Below are 13,932 nucleotides of genomic sequence, written 5' to 3'. Positions count from 1 at the left end.
TTGCTCAACTGGCCGAGTGGCCGGCCGACGCGGCGGCGCGCAACAACCCGGCCTCGCGCAGGATCTCGCGGATCTGGGCGAGGTCCTGGGGGTCGTCGACCGGCAGCTTGGGCTGGCGGGGATAGCCCCCGCTCTCTCCGAGAACGTTCATGGCTGCTTTCAGGGTCGACTGCATCCCGCCGAAGGCCCAGTTGTAGCCGTCCGGGCGTGCCCCGGCGATACGGTCCATCAGCCTGGCGTAGCGGGCGGCGATCTCTTCGGCGCCAGCGACGTCGCCCTTCCACGTCGCTTCGAAGAAGGCCGGCATCTGGGCTCCGAGCAGCATGCCGCTGCCGAAATGCCCGTCTCCGCCGAAGCCTGACCGAATCAGGGCCGCCCCGAGCCGGCTCAGCATGTTGCCGAACACCCGCAGGGTCGAGCCCACTGCCTCGATCGTGGCGATCAGCTCCTCGATGCCGGGAGCGCTCTGCTTGACCGCGACCACGGTCGGGATGGCGCTAAGCCTGACGAGCTCGTCGACCGAGATCGCGTGCCCATTGTCCTGCGGGAAGTTGTAGAGCCAGGCGGGCAGGTCCGTCGCATCGAAGATCTCGCTGTAGTAGGACTCCAGCTCCCTGTACGTCGGACGGGCAAGCGGTGGCGGAGCGGCGATCACGGAGTCGGCGCCGATCTGCGCGGCGTGCTTGGCGAGGTCCACGGCGTCGGACACCCGAGTCGCGGTCACTCCCACGACGGTTGGGGTCTGGCCACCTACGGCTTCGACGACAACTTCCGCGACTCGCCTACGCTCGGACAACGTCTGGCTGAACCACTCCCCGGTGCTTCCGTTCACACAGATGCCGTGGACACCCTGGCCGACCGACTGGGTCACCACGTCACGTAGAGCCTGTTCGTCGACAGCTCCTGTGCTCGTAAACGGGGTCACAGCGGCGGACCAATAGCCGCGCCAGGTCACGTCGTTGCGGTCCATCAGCGTTGTGCTCCTTGGGTGTCGACAGTGGAGTGAGAGGTTTCCGGACGTCGATCGACGACGAAGGCACCGTGTTGCAGAACGGCGTGGATGCGTGACTTGTCTTGGAGTACGTCAATGTCGTCCACCGGGTTACCGTCGACGATCAGCAGGTCGCCAACGAAGCCCTCGGCCACTTGTCCGAGGTCGGCCCCGCGCCCGATGAGCTCCGCGTTGACGGACGTGGCCGCCCTCAGAGCTCCCAAGTTGCCCAACACGCGGGCCTGGAGTTCGAGGGCCAGGGCTTTGCGTGTCTGGTGTCGCGCGAGGACATCGGACCCCGACCCGACGCGGACGCCGGCGGCGACGGCGATCTCGATCGACGTGAACGCGGACTTCAGCACAGTGTCCACCTGGTCGACCTGCTCCTGCGTCATTCCCATGCTGGTCCCCTCCAGCGACAGCAGCTGGAACGTCGGGATGGTCGGCACCAGAAAACAGCCGGCGCTCGACATGAGGGCGGCCGCCTCTTCGTCCAGCAGGTTGCCGTGCTCGATCGACCTGACGCCAGCCGCCACAGCGTTCGCGATCGCCGCGGGGTTGTATGCGTGCGCGATCACAAACTTCCCTCGCGCTTGTGCCTCGTAGACGATGGCTGACAGCTCATCCCGGGTGAACTGGGGCTCGGTCACGTCGTCCCCATGCGAGGCGCAGCCACCACTGGCCATGACCTTCACCTGGTCGGCCCCGGCTCGCAGGACCTCGCGGGCGCCCCGTCGAGCCTGGTCCACTCCGTCGACGACGACTCCCGGCCAGACCAGGCCGTCAGTCGTGGGGACAGCCTCGCGCTGGTGCGCCGGCCTGAGGTCGGAATGCCCGCCTGTCTGGCTCAGCGGACCGTTGGAAGTCAAGAGGCGTGGTCCGCGCACGAACCCGTCACGGATTGCCTGCTTGAACCCCGCATCGGTGTAGCCGGCGTCCCTGATGGTGGTGTAGCCGTGGTCGAGCGTCGACTCGATTTCGGCGAGGACGCGGGCCGCGAACAACGGTCGAGGGCTGTCCAGGAGCCGGTCGAGATAGTCGACAGCCGCCATGTGGGCATGGGCGTCGATCAGGCCCGGCATGACCGTACGGCCAGCGCAGTCGACCGTCGTGGCCTTCTCCGAGCGTGGAGCGGCACCGGTGCCCAGGCCAGTGATGATCCCATCGGTCAAGCGCACCCAAGCGCCTTCAAGCGGATCGTTTCCGGCGCCGTCGATCACCACGGCATTGACGAGGTAGGTGTCGGTCATTGTCGAGCTCTCCCTTGCTGCTCCGGGGTGGCCACGTCGCCGCCCAGGTACAGGCCGCCGAGCCGGGGATCATCCAGCAAGTCCGAGGCTGTCCCTTCGAGGGCCACCCGGCCGCCTTCGAGGACGTAGCAACGATCCGATGCTGCCAGTGCGAGCCGGACGTTCTGCTCCACGACCAGGACACTCACGCCACGCTCACGCAAGCGTCCGACCATCGCGAACACCTCCGTGGCCGCCTTGGGAGACAGCGCTGCCGCGGGTTCGTCGAGCAGGAGCACCTTGGGTTCACGGACCAGGGCCATGGCCAGCGCCAGACTCTGCCGCTCGCCACCCGACAACAGGCCAGCCGGCCGCTCTGCCAACCGGGTGATCTGGGGAAACTGCTCCAAGAGGTCGGCGACTCTCGCGCCGATCCGACGTCGACTCCACGACCGTGGCGCCATCACCTGGAGGTTTTCCCGCACGCTCAGGCTCGGGAAGGTGTTGCGTACCTGTGGCACGTAGCCAAGCGACGCACGCGCTGGATCCTGCCCACCCGCCGAGGTGACAGGTACACCACCCACCTCGATCTCGCCGCGCGTCCAGGGCAGCAGCCCAGCGATGACCTTGACGCAGGTGGACTTACCGGCACCGTTCGGTCCGATGACGGCGACAACCTCTCCCTCGCCGACCTCCAAGTCGACTCCGTTCAGGATCTGCGCGCCGCCGTAGCCGGCGCACAGACCCGACACCCTGACGGCCGTCACTGGTGACCTCCCAGGTATGCCTCAAGCACCTCGGGACGTCGTCGTACGTCGTCGGCCGCGCCGGACGCCAGCTCCGATCCCTGAGCCATCACGTAGACGTGCGTGCAGTTCGCCATGACGAACTCCATGTTGTGCTCGATCACACCGACGGCAACGCCTCGTTCGGCGACCTGCCGTATGGTGGCCGCGATCTGCCGAGCCAGCACAGGGTTCACACCGGCCACCGGCTCGTCGAGGAGAAGTACCTTGGGCTCGCGCATGAGCGCACGACCGATCTCCAGAAGCTTTCGCTGCCCGCCGGAGAGGGCGTCCGCCCGGTTTTCCCGCACCTCGGTCAACCCGACGAATGCCGCCTGCTCACGGGCTCGGGTCGTGAGCAGGTCCACCAGCGACCGATGATGGCGGGCTCGAAACGTGGTGAGGAACGAGGACAACGACGAGGCTGGCGCTCCAGCGACCACGAGATTCTCGAGAGTGGTGAGGCTGTCGAACATGCGCGGCGTCTGAAAGGTCCGGGCAACCCCAGCGGCGGCCACCAGGTGCGGGGCCAACCGCCGCAGTGGCCGGCCGTCGACCAGGACCGTGCCGGTATGAGCCTTGACGAAGCCGGTGACACAGTCGAAGAGCGTGGTCTTGCCCGCACCGTTGGGGCCGATGAGGCCGGTGACCTGGCCAGCGGCGAAGGTGAGCGAAACATCCTTGACGACCCGCATGCCTCCGAAGCGCACGTTCAATGCTCGGGTCTCAAGCATCCGCGCTCTCCTTCACCCGGCGGTCCCCGCTCGCCGCCGGTGCGGTCACCGTCGGGGCGGCGGAGCGCGACAACCGGGTGCGTACGGGAAGGAGGCCTTGCGGGCGGAATCGCATTGTGAGGATCAGGACCAGCCCGATGATGATCCACCGCACCGAGGCGATCTGCGTCTCGGACAACGCGGTGAAACCGAAGTCACCGATGAAACGGGTGGCCTCGAAGAGACCGGCGATGGCCGCACACCCTAGCCATGCGCCGGCGTTGCTCGCCCCGCCCACCACGATCCCTGCCCAAAGGTAGAAGGTGACGCGAGGGTCGAACTGCTCCGTGGATGCGTACCCGATCCAGTGGACGTAGAAGGCTCCCGTCAGGGCGGCGAGCATGGATCCCCAGGCGAGCACCAGGGTCTTGTAGGCCGCGACGCTACGCCCGAGCATGGCGGCCGCCGGCTCGTCGTCGTGAATTCCGGTAAGGCTCAGCCCGAGGAGCCCTCGCGTGAAGAGCCGTACCAGCCCGTAGGTCAGTGCGAGCAGGCCAGCCGCCAGGACCAGCCACACCATCGAGAATGTCTCCAGTGGAGCGTCACCGAGCGGACGCGGGACGCCGACGAGGCCGGACGGCCCGCCCGTGACCTCGAGGTTCAGCAGGACCACCCGGAGGGCCTCGGCGAAGCCGATGGTGACGATGGCCAGGTAGTGCGATGTGAGTCGGGCGGCGGCCCAGCCGAGCGGAATGGCGCACAACCCACCCGCGACAGCGGCAGCCGGCACCGACAGCCACAGCGGTATGCCGTGCAGCGACAGCAGGGCGGTGGTGTAGACCCCGACTCCGAAGAACGCGATGTGGCCGAAGTTGATGATTCCGGTGCGTCCGACCTGCAGATTCAGCGACAATCCGAGTGCGCCGTACATCAACGCCACCGTCGCGATACCTGGAAGGTAGGCGTTCATACCCGGACCGCCTTCCCGAAGAGTCCGCGCGGCCGCGCGAGCAGGAGGACGGTCAGGACGACGAAGGCCATGGCGGGCTTGTAGACCGTGGGCAGCAGGAGCGAGAAGACCTCCATGCCGACACCGATGAGAACGCCACCGAGGATCGCTCCCGTAAAGCTGCCGAGCCCGCCGAGGATCGCGGCGGCGAATGAGGGCAGGAGCAGGTGCCATCCGAGCATCGGAGTGAGCTGCGCCTTCACTCCGTAGGAGACGCCGGCCAACCCGGCGAGCAGGCCGACCAAGCCCCACGTGAACAGGAGTGTCCGCTGGCGGGACACCCTGGCCACCTGGGCCAGCGAGGGGTCGTCTGACAGGGCGCGCATGTCGCGGCCAAGTCGCGACCGGGTCAGGACCACCGCGGTTCCGGCCATGGCGAGCAGCGCCACCGCACTGGTCGCCAGGGCCGCATGCGTGGTGTAGAAACCACCGACGGTGGTCTGGCCGGTGAGCCCGAAGTCGTATGTGCGCAACGAGTTTCCCCATACGAGGGCGATGGTGTAGTCGAGGACGAACTCCAGGCCGATCGTCACGATCATGAGCGTCATCAGTGGTGCGGCGATGAAGGGCCTGATCACCACCTGGTATGCCGCCATGCCGAGCGCGACACTGAGGACCAGCCCCAGAGCTACCGCGAGGTACCAGCGTTGGGTCAGTGCCTGACTGAGGTAGGTGAGATACGCGCCGCCCGTCACGAGGGCACCATGACTGACGTTGGGGAATTTCTGCACCGCGTAGATCAGCGTGATGCCCAGCGCCATCAGTCCGATGAGCATGCCATCGGCGATTCCGTTGACCACTGCCTGGATCATCGCTTGTCACCTGTACCGGTCACGGTGTCTGAAGTGAGAACGCTCGGACCAAATCGATCTTGCCGGCACGCACCTGGTAGATGCCGTAGTCCGAGAGCTGGTCACCCTTGTCGTCGAACTCGAGGTTGCTCGACGCGCCCTGGTAGTTGATGTCGGCACCCTTCGCCAAAGCGGCGACGCCCGCGGCATACGTGTCGACCTCCTCGCCGGGCCCGCCGGACACTGCGCGGATGGCGTCGGTGAACGCCTTGCCCTTCGTACACGTGCAGGCGGTCATCGCGAGGGCCGCCACGACGGCCGAGTCGTATGCCGAGAAGACGAACGTGTTGCTCGGCAACAGCTCCTTGCCCGTCTTGCTCTGGAACGCCTCGCTGACGTGGCGGAAGGCGCCGCCGTCGACGTTGGGTGCCGCGTCGACGGAGTAGATTCCCTCCGCCGCGGCGTCGCCTACTGCCTTGAACAGGTCGCCGTTGACCGACCAACCCACCGACAGCCAGGTTCCCTTGTCGGGAGTGTTCGCCGCGTCCTTGAGCATCGCCGACAGTTCAGGGGTGTAGCCGACGTTGACGACGACGTCCGCTTTGGCGTCGATCGCCTTGCGTACCTCGCCGGTGTAGCTGGACTGACTGGGCGGGTAGGTGACCGAGTCCAGGATCTTCCCGCCCTTGGCCTCGAAGCTCTTGCGGAAGCTGTCGATGATGGTCAGGCCGCTGGGGTCGTTGCGAGACATCGCGACGGCGCTATCCCAACCTTGGGCTTTCACGGCTTGGGCGATGGCCTCACCGGTGTATTTGCCCGGCGGGTAGAACCGCCAGACCAGGTCGCGGTCGTCGAGCTTCGTCACATCTCCCGCTCCGGCTGCTGTTCCGACCATCACGTCGCTCTGTATCGCCATGGGTGCCACCGCCAAAGTGACCGAACTCGACCAGATACCGAGAATCGCGGACACCCGGTTGACGCTGATCAGCTTCTGGGCAGCGCGGGTACCCGCATCCGGGTCGGTCTGGTCGTCGGCGATGTGCAGGTCGAACTTGCGTCCCATCGGCGGCTTCTGGTTGATCTCGTCCACAGCGACCCTGAGGGCCGTCTCGATGTCGGGTCCGTAGACGGAGCCACCGCCCGAGAGCGGAAGCAGCCCACCAACCGCAATAGGCTTGGACGAGTCGCCGCTCCCCGAGTCCGTTCCTGAGCATCCACCGACGGTCGCCACGGCGACGCAGGCAGCGGCGATGATCGCCGCGCAACGAGTTCTTCTGGGCATCTTTATCTCCTGATCGTCGACCGGGGCAGACCCAACGGGATGCTGGGTGCGGTGACGCCGGGGCGGGTCTTGTCAACGGTCACCGCCGAGGGCGGCAGTGGTGACGCAACGCTTGTATTGCTCGGTGGCTCGATGCTAATGAGCCACACAGCGCACACTGATGCTGATTGCGACAAGTTTCATGCCCTACAAGGCATCACCGTCATCTCTTCGACGTGGTGGATGTCGCGCGTTGGGTCAGGTGGAGCAGGTTCGCCCGGGCCGCGCTCGTCTCCCCGCGACGCCACGCGAGAAGGATCGTCGAGCCGGCGGGATCCCCAGTCAGGGGGACGAAGTAGATGCCCTTGCGTGGGATCCGCGCCATCTCGCTGGAGATGAGGGCGACCCCGTCACCGGCAGCGACATGGGCCAGCACCATGACCGTGCTCTGAACCTGTCGCCGCACCACCGGCGTGAATCCGGCCGAGGCACAACCGGACAGCAGTGCGCTGATCATCCCCTGCCCGATGGCGCCTTGGTACGAGATGAACGGCTCGTCCGCCAGCTGTGCCAGGTCGATCCGCGCGGCTCCCGCGAGGGCCAGCGGGTGATTGTGCGGCAGGGCGGCCACGAACACATCGGTGCACACCGGCTCGAAGCTAAGCCGCGGGTCGACGTTCGCCGGGGCTCGAATGAACCCGCAGTCCAGGCTGCCCTCGTGGAGCCGAGCGATCTGGTCCCGCGTGTCGAGCTGGTACAGATCGAGGTCCATGTTCGGATGCAGGAGGATGAACTGGCTCATGACCTGGGGAAGGATCGAGACTCCCAGGGGCTCTACGAAGCCGATCGACAACCCACCGGACTGCCCGGCGGCGGCCGCTTGCGCAAGCGCGGTCGCGCGGTCCAGCCGGGCGATGGCGACCTCCACCTCGGCCAGGAACGCGACACCCGCCGAGGTGAGCTCGACGTTGCGCGTGTTGCGCTGGAAGAGGGCGACGCCCACGGCCTCCTCAAGCGCCTGGATGTGGCGCGTCAACGGCGGCTGGGACGTGTGTAGCCGTGCCGCGGCCCGCCCGAAATGAAGCTCGGTCGCCACGGCCCGAAACGCACGCAACTGCGGCAGCGTCGGATTCTTAGCCATTCTGGCAATGGAATCTGCGCTAACGGTATATGTCAACGGTCCCGGGATGACAGGGTGTAGTAGGAAGCCCACCCCGAAGGAGTAGTGCCTTGCTGCCCTCCCTCACTGCCGCTCTCACCGCGATCGTCGGCCCGCACGGGGTGCTCACCCCCGACGACGACCTGGCGCGCTACCAGGAAAGCCCGAATAACCTGTCCGGAATCGCCGCGCTGGTGGTCCGGCCCGCATCGGTGGATGAGGTACGCCGTGTCCTCACCACGTGCCGAAGCCACGGCGCGCATATCGTCCCTCAGGGGGCGAACACCGGCCTTGTGGGTGCCGGGCTTCCCGACGGGTCGGGGACACAGGTGATCCTGTCGACCGAGCGAATGCGCCGGACGTTCGACCTCGACGTCGACTCCCGGACCCTGACCGTCTCGGCAGGGTGGCTCCTGTCGGACATCAACCAGCGGCTGGCCGAGTGGGGGCTACGCCTCCCTATCGAAGTCGGCTCGGACCCATCGGTGGGTGGCATGGTCTCCACGAACATCGCTGGCTCCAACGTGATTCGATACGGCGATGCGAGGCGGCGCACCCTTGGCGTACAGGCAGTCCTGGCCGACCCCGACACCACCGTGCTCGACCTGCTTCGTCCGTTGCGCAAGCAGAACGAGGGCCTCGACCTCACCCAGCTCTTCATCGGGACGGGCGGCACCTTCGGGATCGTCACGGCGGCATCGTTCGAACTCGCCTACGAGCCGTCGTCGCGTGCGACGGCATGGATCGCCATACCCGACGGCAGCACGTTGCCTGGCGTCCTGCGCTCGTTCGAGCGCCGGTGCGGCGAGTGGCTGACGGCCTTCGAGCTCGTCTCCCGCTCGGCGATCGCCCTGCTCGCCGACAACTACGCGGGACTGCTCAAGAGACTGCCCGCCACCGACGGCGACTGTGTGCTCGTCGAGGTGGGTACGTCGTGGGGTGGCGCGGAGGACGTCCTGGTCGCCGTGCTGGAGGAGCTGGACGAGCAGGGTCTGATCGGCGACACGGTCGTCGGCACACCAGACGAGTTGTGGGAGGTGCGACACGTCATCCCCACCATCACCGAACGAATGTCTCCGGTTTTGAGCTTCGACGTCGCGACACCACGCGGAAAGCTCAACGAGTTTCGAAGGACTGTCGTCGAACGGATCGCGGTCAGACATCCAGACCTGGTCCCGGTGGAGCTGGGTCACTACGGCGATGGTGGATTGCACCTGATCCTGCCCCTCACACCGGCAGCCGCCACCCCCGATGCTCGAGCAGCGTTGGTGCGGCTCGTCTACGACACGGCCGTCCTTGAATTCGACGGCACCTTTTCGGCCGAACACGGAGTTGGTCCGAAGAATGCCGACACCTATCTGCGCCTGACGCCGCCCGCAGCCCGGGCCCTGACGGACAGGATTCGTGAGGCCATGGACCCGGCAGGCCTACTCGGCTGGCGGTGACCCAGTAGTCCCGCTGACCACTGCGAAGGCCGCGTGGTCCTGGCTGATGCTGATCCCACAGCAACCCGCAGACCCGCTCCCTTGATAGGCGCGGTCGGGCTGGTGCACGCGAGAGATCGTGGTATTTAACTGCCCCACCAGCGGCAGTTGAATACCACGATCTGCCAGACGGCAGCCCGTCGTAGCGCCGATCAAGGGGGAACCGAGCGCCCTTTGGGCGCGTGCCTGGCTCGGATGGCCCCCCGGCCCAACCGCCGAGCCAGGTCAAGGTCGGACCGGAGCGCGGACCCGGCAGCGAAGGTCGTGGTCGGCCGACCACGACCCGGGGGTGAGCTTGGCCAACCGCGAAGGGTGAGGCCGCGGGAGCGACGGTCCGGACCACGACGAACGTCGCGGTAGCTCGACTTCCTTGCATTTGGATCGTTATCCGCGACATGACACCGCCTTGCGCCACGTGCCGGCGCATCGTGGCGAGGAGCCCCGCGCAGCCGCCGCCGATCGCACCTCGGCGAGGCAGGACAGCCTGCCGGAGCTTGTGGAACGGGTGCGGAGACTTGATCTTCGGGTCTACATTGGCCGGATGCAGCGAGTACGACAGCGGCGCCCTGTGCGCCGTGCGGTCCCCGCGAAGCAAGGGCGGCGGCGCGATCGTCGCGCTCGATGGGCGGCCAAATGGATGACGTTGTTCTTCTTCGTCGCCTTGGCAGCGCTGCTTGTGGCTTGGCCCATGGCGGCGGCCGATCTCGGCAACCCGCTGCTGCCCTACCTGGCCTGCCTGGCTTTCCTGCTCAACATCACCTCCGCCGTCGTCATCCGGATGGCCAAACCGGTCGCCGGGGATCGATTCCCGGTGGCTTGGCGCGGCAAGCTCGGTAAGACCGGCGGTTTCTCGGCCGGCCTCCTCCTGGCGTTCATGTCGCTGATGATCTTCCTACTAAGCTTCGACGCCTGATCGCCGGCGGTCGAAGCCTCACCTCGCTCGTTGGTGACGCCGGTGTCTCGGCAATGCGGGCCGCCAGTGGGCAGGGCGCCGCAACAGTTGGGTTGTCGACTCAACCCGCCGTCGGTGCCCTCGGGGACGGGACAATCATCGTCGTGTCTGCGCGGAACACGGCGGAAGCGGCCCACCTATGGCACCCGGAACAGCTCGACGACCTTGAGGGGGCGATTCGGCGGGCGCGGACAGGAGAGCCGACGACACTCGTGGTCAGCGGCCCGGCCGGCGTCGGTAAGACGTCGTTCCTCGACGACCTAGTCGCCCGGGCCGCGGATTTCACCGTGCTGGCCGCGGAGGGTCTGGAGGACGACGGCTTCCCCTACAGCGTTCTGGCCCAGGTGGGGGTGGCCGTGCGGGGCGGCGGTGACGTCGACCCTTTCGTCATGGCCCAACGCCTGCGGGCGGTGCTCGACAGCTGCGGCGGGCGGCCCGTGCTGCTGCGCGTGGACGACCTGCACTGGGCCGACGCCGAATCGGTGAATGCCCTGCTCTGGCTCCTGCGCCGGGCCGCTGGGGATCGGCTGCTCGTCGCGGTCGGCGCCCGCCCGCTCGACGCCGACCAGCATCCCGCCTGGCAACGGTGGCTGGGCAACCGCCGGCAGGTCGTCCGGATCGAGCTCTCCGGGCTGTCACGGGACCAGGTGGCGACCCTTGTCGCGGCAGACGGTCGCGCGGTGCCTGAAGGTTTCCCGGCCTTGCTCTGGGAGCACACCTCCGGCAACCCGCTCTACCTGCGCGCCTTGCTCGACGAGTACGAGCCCGCCGAGCTGGCCGACCGGGAGGTGCTGCCGGCGCCGGCACGGTTCGCCCGCACAGTCGCGGCCCGCACAGGTCGGCTCGCGCCAGCGGCGACGAGGCTGCTCGGCGCGGTCGCGGTGCTCGGCACGGGGTGGCATCCGCTGGCCGACGCGGCCGCCGTGGCCGGTCTGGACGATTCCGCAGTGGCCGCGCAGCAGCTCACCGATGCCGGCTTGCTACAGGTGCGGGCGGCAGGCTCCGGCGACGCCGTCCGGCCGGCGCACGCCCTCATCCGCTCGGCCGTCCATCAGCAGCTGCCGCTGGCCGAGCGCAAGCGGCTGCACGCCCGGGCGGCACAGGTGCTGGTGGACGAGGGGCAGGTGCTCGACCATCGACTGGCCGCGGCGAACGGCTACGACGACGACCTCGCGACGACGCTGGAGGCGTACGCGCAGCGGCTGCGTACCCGGCGGATCTGGCGGGTCTCGGCCCGCTACCTGCGCGGCGCCGCCGCCGTCACCGCACAGCCCGGCCGGCGCCGACGCCGGTGGCTGGAGTCCCTTGTGGACACCACACTGATCCCCGACCTGCCTGCTGCCCGGGCCGGCTTGGCCGCCCAGGCCGCCACCGACGATCCCGCCGAGACGATGCTGCGGGCGTTGCTCGACTTGGCTGACGGCAACCCGGCGGCCACGGTCGCCGCGGCCCAACAGGTGCTGGCGCTTGCCGAGGAGTCCGTCGATCCGGTCACCCGCTACCGCGCCGGCGTGCTGCTGGCCACCGCGATGCGGGAGCAGGGCGAGCCGGCGGACCAGGTGGACACGGTGTTGCGGGCCGCCGAAGGGCTCAAGGTGATCGACCCCTGCCTGCTGTTCCAGGCCCGGCTGGCGCGCACGTTCGTGGACGAGGAACTCCTCGGACCGGTGCGGCACTGGGCGAGCATCGACCCGGCGCTGGGCACGCCAGCGGCGGTGCCGGTGGCGGCGACGCTGGAGCTGGCCCGCCGGGCGATCGCCGCGGTCCACATCGGACTCTACGAGGTCGCCCGCGACGACCTCACCGAGGTGATGCGCCGTTGCCGGGACGGGATCCTCTCGTTGGCCGACGGGCGGATACCGGACGGTCTCGGCTACGTCCACTATCTGCTCGGCGACTGGAGTTCCGCCAGTCGGTGGCTGCATCTCGCGCACGACATGCGGGGCCTGAGCAGGTACCTGCCGTACCTGCTCATCGGGCAGGACCGGCTGGCCGAGGCGGACGACTATCTCGACCGGCTGCTGCCGACGTTCGGCCGCTCGCCACGCGCCGGGTTCGAGAACGCGCTACACCTGCTCATCGCGCGGGGGCACGCCGGCGACGACCCGGCCCGGCGGCGCGAGATCGGCGCCCGGCTGGTCGGCGAGATCGGGCGGCGGGTCCGGGGGCCGCAGCCGGCCGCCAGCACGGTACGGGTGCTGATCAGCGCGGGTACGGCGGCGTTGTGGGCCGACCGCCCTGACCTCACCGAGATCTGCGCGGACCTGATGACGCCGGCGCTGCCGGTGACGCCCTGGGCGCGGTCCGGTGCTTCGTGGCTGCGTGGCTTGGCCGCCGAGGCGACCGGTGATCGGACCGGCGCGCTGGCGATGCTCGACGCGGCGACATCCGGCCCGCCGATGACGTTGCCGCTGTACCGGGCGCACATCCTGGCCGACCAGGCGCGGCTGCTGCGGGCCACCGGGGAGGAGGCGCGCGGGCGGCAGGCGTTGCGCGACGCCGCGGACGGCTACCGCGCGATCGGCGCCGTCGGCTATCTGGCGCGGGTCGAGGCGGCCCTGTCGGGTCAGCCAGGGCCGAGGGCGGTCCAGGACGGCCGGGCAGGATCACGGATCGGGCTGACCGAGCGGGAGGTCGACGTGCTCGCCCTGGTCGGCAAGGGCATGAGCTACGCGCAGATCGCCGCCGAACTGTTCATCACCCGCAAGACGGTGGGCTACCACCTGTCCAACCTCTACGCCAAGGCCGGCGTGGCGAACCGCCATCAGCTCGCCGACCTCGCCCGACGTGAGCCTGGGCAGTTCGCCGTGTTGAGCTGAGTGGCACCGGTACGGCGAAGCGGGGGCCCGCGTTCCGGAGAACGCGGACCCCCACGGGTCGGGCTGTGCCGGCGGTCAGCTCAGTTGGGGTCGCAGAAGATGCGCACCTGGGCGGTGATGCTGTACGGGTCACCGATGACCAGGGCATACCACCAGAGCTCGAAGCGGACGTGGCTGCCGTTGTCGGCCGCGTAGTTGGAGGTGTGGGCGTCGGAATCGTTCGACCAGCGCGAGTCGCCCGCGTTCTCGTAGCTCACCCGGTGGCGGAACTCGTCCTCCCAACGGTAGTGCCAGCCCGAGGCGCAGGGGCCGACGTAGAGCGTGCTCGGCCAGCCCGAGACGACGGTCGTGGAGCCGGACTTGATCCTGTAGCTGCTCGGGGTGAGCTGCCAGGCGACCGGGTTGGTCTCCTGGACCATCCGGGCCCAGGGGATGACGCCGTGGCCGAGGTCGTACGACAGGTACATGCCGCTGTGCTTGGCCTGGATGCTGTAGTAGCCGTTGCCCAGCGGGGCGATCCGCCACGCCTGGTTGTCCGCGGCGATGCAGTGGTACTGGATGACCGCCGCGCCCGCGTGCCCGTAGGCGCCCCGGACGTCGAGGCAGAGCTTGCCCGCCTCGCCGTTCTGAACGAGCGTGTGCTGGGTGATGATTTTGTAGTAGCCGCCGCCGGCGTCACGGAGCTCGAACTGCTGGTTCTCGCCGCCGTGGCGCGGGAAGAGGATGGGCTGTTCCACCG

Annotated in this window: 12 protein-coding genes; 3 read left to right on the top strand and 9 right to left on the bottom strand. The window is 68.2% G+C overall.

All coding sequences use genetic code 11. The features are described from left to right. Positions 1-4: 4 nt before the first annotated feature. The 8 genes from Pflav_RS08305 to Pflav_RS08270 all read right to left on the bottom strand — a co-directional run bounded on the left by Pflav_RS08305 (position 5) and on the right by Pflav_RS08270 (position 7,920). Positions 5-970, bottom strand: coding sequence for a dihydrodipicolinate synthase family protein (locus Pflav_RS08305; RefSeq protein WP_232071093.1), 966 nt, complete (start codon positions 968-970; stop codon positions 5-7). Beyond that, positions 970-2,241: a metal-dependent hydrolase family protein gene (locus Pflav_RS08300; protein WP_173035081.1), complete on the bottom strand. Its 1,272-nt coding sequence runs from the start codon at positions 2,239-2,241 to the stop codon at positions 970-972. The genes Pflav_RS08305 and Pflav_RS08300 overlap by 1 nt, the downstream gene beginning before the upstream one ends. Then, positions 2,238-2,972, bottom strand: coding sequence for an ABC transporter ATP-binding protein (locus tag Pflav_RS08295; protein WP_269474612.1), 735 nt, complete (start codon positions 2,970-2,972; stop codon positions 2,238-2,240). Before Pflav_RS08295 ends, Pflav_RS08300 begins: the two co-directional genes overlap by 4 nt. 11 nt (positions 2,973-2,983) lie before the next feature. Further along, the gene (locus tag Pflav_RS08290; RefSeq protein ID WP_173042304.1) at positions 2,984-3,739 is read right to left on the bottom strand and encodes an ABC transporter ATP-binding protein; all 756 of its coding nucleotides are present in this window, start codon (positions 3,737-3,739) and stop codon (positions 2,984-2,986) included. Beyond that, positions 3,732-4,688: a branched-chain amino acid ABC transporter permease gene (locus tag Pflav_RS08285; protein WP_173035078.1), complete on the bottom strand. Its 957-nt coding sequence runs from the start codon at positions 4,686-4,688 to the stop codon at positions 3,732-3,734. Before Pflav_RS08285 ends, Pflav_RS08290 begins: the two co-directional genes overlap by 8 nt. Then, positions 4,685-5,539, bottom strand: a complete 855-nt coding sequence (locus tag Pflav_RS08280) for a branched-chain amino acid ABC transporter permease (RefSeq protein WP_173035075.1) — start codon at positions 5,537-5,539, stop codon at positions 4,685-4,687. The genes Pflav_RS08285 and Pflav_RS08280 overlap by 4 nt, the downstream gene beginning before the upstream one ends. Before the next feature lie 19 nt (positions 5,540-5,558). Beyond that, a complete protein-coding gene (locus Pflav_RS08275; RefSeq protein ID WP_173035073.1) occupies positions 5,559-6,800 on the bottom strand; it encodes an ABC transporter substrate-binding protein in 1,242 nt (413 codons plus the stop codon). A 202-nt stretch (positions 6,801-7,002) separates the two neighbouring features. Then, positions 7,003-7,920, bottom strand: a complete 918-nt coding sequence (locus Pflav_RS08270; protein WP_173035071.1) for a LysR family transcriptional regulator — start codon at positions 7,918-7,920, stop codon at positions 7,003-7,005. 140 nt (positions 7,921-8,060) lie between these two features. Here Pflav_RS08270 and Pflav_RS08265 point away from each other — a divergent pair, with 140 nt between their 5' ends. The 3 genes from Pflav_RS08265 (at position 8,061) to Pflav_RS08255 (ending at position 13,193) form a co-directional block, all read left to right on the top strand. Next, positions 8,061-9,383 carry an FAD-binding oxidoreductase gene (locus Pflav_RS08265; RefSeq protein WP_232071089.1) on the top strand — a complete coding sequence of 441 codons (1,323 nt, stop codon included), beginning with the start codon at positions 8,061-8,063 and terminating at the stop codon, positions 9,381-9,383. Positions 9,384-10,059: 676 nt separating this feature from the next. After that, complete coding sequence (locus Pflav_RS08260; RefSeq protein WP_173035067.1) at positions 10,060-10,335, top strand: hypothetical protein; 276 nt, start codon at positions 10,060-10,062, stop codon at positions 10,333-10,335. Positions 10,336-10,478: 143 nt separating this feature from the next. Further along, positions 10,479-13,193: a helix-turn-helix transcriptional regulator gene (locus tag Pflav_RS08255; RefSeq protein ID WP_173035065.1), complete on the top strand. Its 2,715-nt coding sequence runs from the start codon at positions 10,479-10,481 to the stop codon at positions 13,191-13,193. Between the two features lie 80 nt (positions 13,194-13,273). On the opposite strand, the gene Pflav_RS08250 is transcribed toward Pflav_RS08255, so the two are convergent. Then, entirely contained in the window at positions 13,274-13,930 is a 657-nt protein-coding gene (locus tag Pflav_RS08250; protein ID WP_173035063.1) for an RICIN domain-containing protein, read from the bottom strand. Between the last annotated feature and the right edge of the window lie 2 nt (positions 13,931-13,932).

Source organism: Phytohabitans flavus, from assembly GCF_011764545.1.
GTDB lineage: Bacteria > Actinomycetota > Actinomycetes > Mycobacteriales > Micromonosporaceae > Phytohabitans > Phytohabitans flavus.
This window is presented reverse-complemented; position numbering and strand designations above follow the sequence as displayed.